Below are 6,856 nucleotides of genomic sequence, written 5' to 3'. Positions count from 1 at the left end.
GCCCCGTCCACCGATCGGTGGACGGGGCCTCGACGCGTCACGGGTCTCAGCCGGCCGGAGCCGGTGGGTCGGTGGGTGTCGCCGGGGAGGCGTCCGACGCCGTGGCCCCATGAGGGCGCGGGGACTGGCGCACGACGCGTTCCAGTGAGTACGCGCGCAGATAGCCGACGACGGTGTTGGTGACCGCCACCAGCGGCACCGCGACCACCGCGCCGCCGATGCCCGCGACCATGCCGCCCGCCGCGACCGACAGCACCACCGCCAGCGGATGCACCCGCACCGCCCGGCCGAGGATGAACGGCTGCAGGATGTGGCCCTCGATCTGCTGCACCGCGAGCACCACGACCAGCGTCATCACAGCCGTGAACACGCCCTGGGTGACCAGCGCGACCACCACCGCGAGGGCCCCGGAGATCACCGCGCCCACCAGCGGGATGAAGGCTCCGAGGAAGATGAACACGGCCAGCGGGACCGCCATCGGCACATCGAGGAAGTAGATGCCGAGGCCGATGAAGATCGCGTCGATCAGCGCCACTATCACCGTGCCGCGCACATACGCCGTGAGCGTCTGCCAGGCCCGGGGACCGGCCCCGGCGACCCCCGGGCGCGCCGCCGCCGGCACCAGCTTCAGCGTCCACTCCCAGATCCGCCGGCCGTCGTAGAGCAGGAACAGCGTCGAGAACACCGCGAGCGCGATTCCGGTCAGCGTCTCGACGACGACCGTCACGCCTTCCAGTCCCGCCGTGGTGATCTGATCGGTGTTGGCCCCGACCGCCTCCCGCAGGTTCTCGGCGATCTCGTTGATCTGCTTGTCGGTGACGTGGAAGGGGCTGTCGAGCAGCCATCGCCGCAACTCGTCGATGCCGTCCTGCACCTGGTCGGAGAGGTTGTCGATGTTCTCCATGACCTGCCAGGTCACGAACCATCCGATCAGCCCCATCACCACGAAGCCGAGGATCGCCGTCATCGCCGTGGCCGGCCCGCGGGGCACCCCGTACCGCCGCAGCCGCGCCACCGTCGGCTGCAGCACCGCGGTGATGAGCAGCGCCGCCACGAAGGCCAGCACGACCAGTTGCACGGCGGTGATGACCCGCATCAGCACCCACAGGGTGCCCGCCAGCACCAGCAGCCGCCATCCGGCCTCCGCCGCGACCCGCATGCCCCACGGCACGGCCTGCGCCGGGTCGGGACGGGGACCGGCCGGGACGTCACGCGGGTAGAGGGGAGAGGAGCCCGCCACCCCGGCCGGCTCCTCGGGCTCCGGCTCCGGCGCGCCATGGGCGCGCTCCGCCTCGGCCCGGCGTTCCTCCCAGCGTTGTCCCATCTCGGCCAGCCGGGTGCCGGCCCGGCCGAGCCACCCTGGCACTCGCGACATGATCCGTCCTCTTCCCCCGACTGTCCCCACCACTCCCCCCTCCGGAGCGGTCCCGTCAGACCGTACATGGCCGAAGCCCCTCACCGAAGGACGGTGAGGGGCTCGGGGAAGTCGAGCGGGACGCTACGCGGCCGGGCTCAGTACCAGTGGTTGGCCTGCCAGAACGACCAGGCGCCACAGGGGCTGCCGTAACGGTCGTTCATGTAGTTCAGGCCCCACTTGATCTGGGTGGCCGGGTTGGTCTGCCAGTCGGACCCCACGGAGGACATCTTGGATCCGGGCAGCGCCTGGAAGAGGCCGTAGGCACCCGAGGAGGGGTTGACCGCCAGGTAGTTCCAGTCGGACTCGTGGTCCACGATGTTGCTGAAGCACTGGAACTGGTCGCCCGGCACCATCGCGGCAGCCATCGACTGGATCTCGGAGATGGAGTACGAGCTCTTGACCGCGAAGCTGGAGGCGTCCCGGGTGGCGGAACGGCTCGCCGCCTCCTCCGCCTCCTCGCGCTCCTTGGCTTCCTGGGCCGCCTTCTCGGCGGCTTCCTTCTTCGCGATCGCGGACTCCGCGGCGGCCTTGCGCGCGGCCTCCTCGGCTTCCTTCTTGGCGCTCGCGTCCGCCGCGATGGCCTGGACGTCGGCCTGCTGCGTCAGGGAAGCGGTCTGCACCTGCGCCTGCTGGCCCGCGGGGATGTCAGCGAGAAGCGTCAGGTCGGTTGCCGCCGCCTCGGCGTCATTGGGCTGCGCCACGCTGCCCGAGGCAACGCCGACAACGCTTCCGACAGCGGTGACCGCGGTGGCCGAGGCCACTGCGAATCCCCGGACCGAAATCCGGCTCACACGGTTTCCTTCCAGCATCGCCCGCTCGGTGACCCTGGCGGACGCAATCGTGCCCACTGACACTGGCCTCCCCAACTGCGGGTCACGGGAGACACGGGCCCGGTGGGCAACTCCCGCGAGGGGAGTGCCGCATGGTGCTCGGGCGGCATACGACGACGCTATGGAGTTAGGTGTGGTGCTCCTGTGGTGCCATACCGCTGGGGGTACAGATGTGTCGTATGCGGGGCCTGACAGGAGTGAGACTCTGCCGTAACCCGACACCGCAAGGCAATTCCGAGTTGCGTGTGAAAGCTCACATGCGGTTTGGCCCTGGGGATTTCGAGAAACGGTGACGCGCGAAGGCGCCGCCCGACTAGGCTCTTCGCCTTCGCCGAACGGCGCCAACTACCGCGTCCAGGGCCCGTGATGGGGCGCCGGGTCAGATCGCCCCCTCCTCCAGCATTTCGGTCACAAGTGCCGCGATCTGGGACCTCTCGGACCGTGTCAGGGTCACATGGGCGAAAAGGGGATGTCCCTTCAGTTTCTCGACGACGGCGACCACGCCGTCATATCGCCCGACCCGCAGATTGTCCCGCTGTGCCACATCATGGGTGAGAACGACCCGTGAATTGGCGCCGATCCTGGACAGAACGGTCAGCAGGACATTCCGCTCGAGCGACTGCGCCTCGTCCACGATCACGAACGCGTCGTGCAGCGAGCGTCCGCGGATATGGGTGAGCGGGAGCACCTCCAGCATCCCTCGCGCGGTGACCTCCTCGATGACCTCGCGGCTGGTGACCGCGGACAGCGTGTCGAAGACCGCCTGCGCCCAGGGGCTCATCTTCTCGGCCTCGGAACCCGGCAGATAACCGAGTTCCTGCCCGCCCACCGCGTACAGCGGGCGGAAGACCATGATCTTCTCGTGCTGACGGCGCTCCAGGACCGCCTCCAGGCCCGCGCACAGCGCCAGCGCCGACTTGCCGGTGCCGGCCCGGCCGCCCATCGAGACGATCCCGACGTCGGAGTCGAGCAGCAGGTCCAGCGCGATGCGCTGCTCCGCGCTGCGCCCCTTGATGCCGAACGCCTCCCGGTCGCCGCGCACCAGCCGGACGTTGCCCTCCGGCGTCACCCTGCCGAGCGCCTTTCCGCGCTCGGACTGAATGGTCAGGCCAGTATGGACGGGCAGCCCCACGGCTTCCGGGACATGGACGCGGCCTTCCTCGAAGAGGATGTCCACCTGCTCACCGGGCAGGGTCAGTTCGGACATTCCGGTCCAGCCGGAGGAGTCCGTGATGGCGAGTTCCGCCCGGTACTCCTCGGCGAGCAGACCCACCGAGGACGCCTTGATCCTCAGCGGGAGGTCCTTCGACACGACGGTGACATCGAACCCCTCGGCCTGGAGGTTCCGGGCGACCGCGAGGATACGGGAGTCGTTGTCCCCCAGGCGGTAGCCGGTCGGCAGCACACTGGGGTCCGAGTGGTTGAGCTCGACACGGAGGGTGCCGCCGAGGTCCCCGGTCGGGATGGGGGCGTCCAGACGGCCGTACCGCACGCGGTAGTCGTCGAGCAGACGCAGCGCCTGCCGCGCGAAGTAGCCGAGTTCGGGATGGTGCCGCTTCGCCTCCAGCTCCGTGACCACCACGACCGGCAGCACGACTTCGTGCTCGTCGAAGCGGTTCAAAGCGTTCGGGTCCGCCAGCAGGACGCTGGTGTCGAGAACATAGGTGCGCCGGTCGGGCTTGTGGCGCTTTGTGCTGGTCACCACGGAAGGACGTACCCCCTCGGATGAGGTCGGGGAGCGACGGAGACGGTCTGGACCGGTTGCCGGCCGCGATGCACGGGCCGGAAACCGGCCCCTCGCCGCTTCGTCCGTGCTGTGACCGCACGATCGGGCTGGTGCAAAGGGCCTCCCGGGCGGACGGCCCCGTGCCGTCCGCTGAGATCCGACACCCGTGGTTCGGGCGTCGACCTGGTTGCTTTATGCCCTCGAAAACGCGCCGCCATGCCAAGGCATATGACGGCGCGCCGGTGAACTCCGTGTGAAGCGCTCTACGCCCGAAGGGGCGGGACGGCTGCGTCAGCCGCCGTAGCGTCGATGGCGCGCCGCGTAGTCGCGCAGGGCGCGCAGGAAGTCGACCTTGCGGAAGGCCGGCCAGAAGACCTCGCAGAAGTAGTACTCCGAGTGAGCGGTCTGCCACAGCATGAAACCGGACAGCCGCTGCTCTCCGCTGGTGCGGATGACGAGGTCGGGGTCGGGCTGGTCACCGGTGTAGAGGTGGCGGCCGATCATGTCGACGTCCACGGCCTCGGCGATCTCCTCCACCGACCGGCCCTTGTCGGCGGCGTCCAGCAGCATCGAGCGGACGGCGTCGGCGATCTCCTGCCGGCCCCCGTAACCGATGGCGACGTTGACCAGTATCCCCTCGACGTGCGCCGTGGCCTCCTCGGCCTCCTTGAGCGCGCTCTGCATCGGGGAGGGCAGCAGGTCGGGGGTGCCGACGTGGTGGACCCGCCAGCGTCCGTCCGCGGTCAGGGACCGCACGACGTCCTCGATGATGCCGAGCAGCGGGACCAACTCGTCCTGCGGACGGTTGAAGTTGTCCGTCGACAGCAGCCAGAGGGTGACGACCTCCACGTCCGTCTCGGTGCACCAGCCGAGGAACTCCTCGATCTTCTCCGCACCGGCACGGTGGCCGTCGACGGGAGAGGAACCGGCGGCCTTCGCCCAGCGCCGGCTGCCGTCCACGATGACGCCGATGTGCTTGGGCACCTGGGCGTGGTCCAGGTGACCTTCCACCCGGCGTGCGTACAGCCTGACCAGCAGGCTGCGCAGCTTGTCGCGCAGGTTCACGTGATTGTCAGCCCCTCCGTACGGATCGGACAGGTGCGGCCGAGCGCGACCCCCTGTCCGCATGGCGGTCCCCGCGGGCGCAGCCTACTCCCGCGCCAAGGGAGCGCCCCCGAGGGGTGTTGAGGCAAAAAACGGGCCGGTCCGTGGGGGGGGAGACGGACCGGCCCGAGGGGGGGCTTCCACCATAACCCTTCGTAAGGGATGCCGCGTGCATCGGCGCGAGACAACTACTCTCCGGAATCGCCCGGCGACGCCCCGATGGCCGCGGAATGCCTGGTTCACAGCCTCTTCATGGCTGGTTCACGGGGGGCACACAGGACTTTTCGGGCGTCCCTCTCGCGGGGGACCCCCCGACGGGCGGCGACTTGACGCCTGGAAACGCTTCCAGGGCACCGCGCAGCCCCCTCCACCGCGCGGTACCGCCCGCGCAGCTTTGCTGACGCGAATTCCCTTGGTCTGAACTTACGTGATGAGTCAGGGGTGACGCGAGTGATCTGCGATAACAATGTGGAAAACCCTGGCCCTGCCTGCCGCCGTCCGTCCGCGCGGGCGGACGGGTTCCTCGCGGATCGTCTCGGCTCCGTGCCGAAGAGGACCGCGTCCGACCTCGTCGCGCCGTGGCGCCCGGCCCTGGCCGCGAAGAGCAAAGGGACCGCCTGGGGTGGGACCGGGACACGACGACCCGAGCGGCGGTTCCCGGCCAATCGGGCGACGGCCGTTACTCCGGTCGCCGACGTCGCCGCCACCGTCGTCGCCGACATGACCGCCTGCGCGAGGCGCAGGCGCGGGGGGTGTCGGTGGCCGGACCGCCGGGCGGCGTCCGCGCCGGCGGTTTCACCCGGGCGGACGTACGCGCCGCTCCCGGACGACCCATGGGGCCCGGAGCGGCGGAGGGGCTCCTGCCCCTGGCGCCGGCTGATCGCCCGCCTGATCGAGGAGACCGCCGGGCACCCGGGGCACACGGATGCCGTGCGGAAGCCGGAATCGGCGGGACGACGGGCCGACGGCCACCGCCCGGCCGCGTGACGCCCGCGGCTACGCGAGCAGGGGCCCGACCTCCTCGGCGGCGAAGCGGACGAAGCCCTCGGGATCGGGCTCGTCGCCGGTGGGCTGGAGGATCACCGTGTCGGCGCCGGCCTCGGCGAGCTGCTCGACGGCCTTGGCGACGGTCGCCGCGTCCCCGGCGACACCGAGGTCGGGGACGTCGGCGAGGCCCTCGGCGGTGAGCTCGGCACGCAGGCGGTCCGAGGCGCCGGGGCCGGTGGCGGCGAGGAGGTACACGACGACGCGGTGCGGGTCGGTGCGGCCGGCCGACGTCCGCCCCTTGTCGATGAGCCGGCGGGCCCGGCGTACGCCATCCGGGGAGGTTTCCGAGGTGAGGACGGTGCCGTCCGCCGCCGCGCCGGACAGTTGGAGGGTGCGCGGGCCGGTGGCGCCGGCGAGGACCTCGACCGGGCCCCGCGGCGGCCAGTCGAGGGCGACGTCGTCGAGCTGGACGTACCGCCCCTCGGTGGTGAGCCGCTCCCCTCGCAGCAGTGCCCGCAGGGCGTCGAGATGCTCACGCAGCAACGTCAGCGGGGAGCCCGCGCGGGCGCCGACCTGTCCCATCAGAACCTAGCCAGGGGACGCCCCGCTTTAGCGGGGTGGGGAATGGCTTCTCTGGGCTGCTCTGACTTCAACTGGGCACTCGGATCTGCACTGTTCACCTGAGCCCATCTTTCTGCCGCACTAGACCTGCGGCATGTGTATAGTAATCCTGTGACTGTGACCAGGAAGGTTCGCCAGTTCTCCGGCGGCGTGTATGACCTCGGGCTCCAC

Annotated in this window: 4 protein-coding genes and 1 pseudogene; all 5 read right to left on the bottom strand. The window is 70.2% G+C overall.

Going from position 1 to position 6,856, the window contains the following annotated elements:
• Positions 1-46: 46 nt before the first annotated feature.
• Positions 47-1,375: an AI-2E family transporter gene (locus ACWCPM_RS34350; RefSeq protein WP_450980186.1), complete on the bottom strand. Its 1,329-nt coding sequence runs from the start codon at positions 1,373-1,375 to the stop codon at positions 47-49.
• Between the two features lie 137 nt (positions 1,376-1,512).
• A complete protein-coding gene (locus ACWCPM_RS34345) occupies positions 1,513-2,226 on the bottom strand; it encodes an aggregation-promoting factor C-terminal-like domain-containing protein (protein ID WP_450980187.1) in 714 nt (237 codons plus the stop codon).
• 400 nt (positions 2,227-2,626) lie between these two features.
• On the bottom strand, positions 2,627-3,952 hold the full coding sequence (locus tag ACWCPM_RS34340; protein ID WP_450980185.1) for a PhoH family protein: 1,326 nt from the start codon (positions 3,950-3,952) through the stop codon (positions 2,627-2,629).
• Between the two features lie 312 nt (positions 3,953-4,264).
• The gene (locus tag ACWCPM_RS34335; protein WP_450980184.1) at positions 4,265-5,038 is read right to left on the bottom strand and encodes an isoprenyl transferase; all 774 of its coding nucleotides are present in this window, start codon (positions 5,036-5,038) and stop codon (positions 4,265-4,267) included.
• Between the two features lie 1,035 nt (positions 5,039-6,073).
• Positions 6,074-6,646 (bottom strand): annotated as a pseudogene (locus ACWCPM_RS34330) (LLM class flavin-dependent oxidoreductase); the annotation flags it as partial.
• Positions 6,647-6,856 lie beyond the last annotated feature (210 nt).

The organism is Streptomyces sp. NPDC002309 (genome assembly GCF_053593375.1).
The sequence above is the reverse complement of the archived record's forward strand: the minus strand, read 5'-3'. Positions and strand labels throughout refer to the sequence as shown.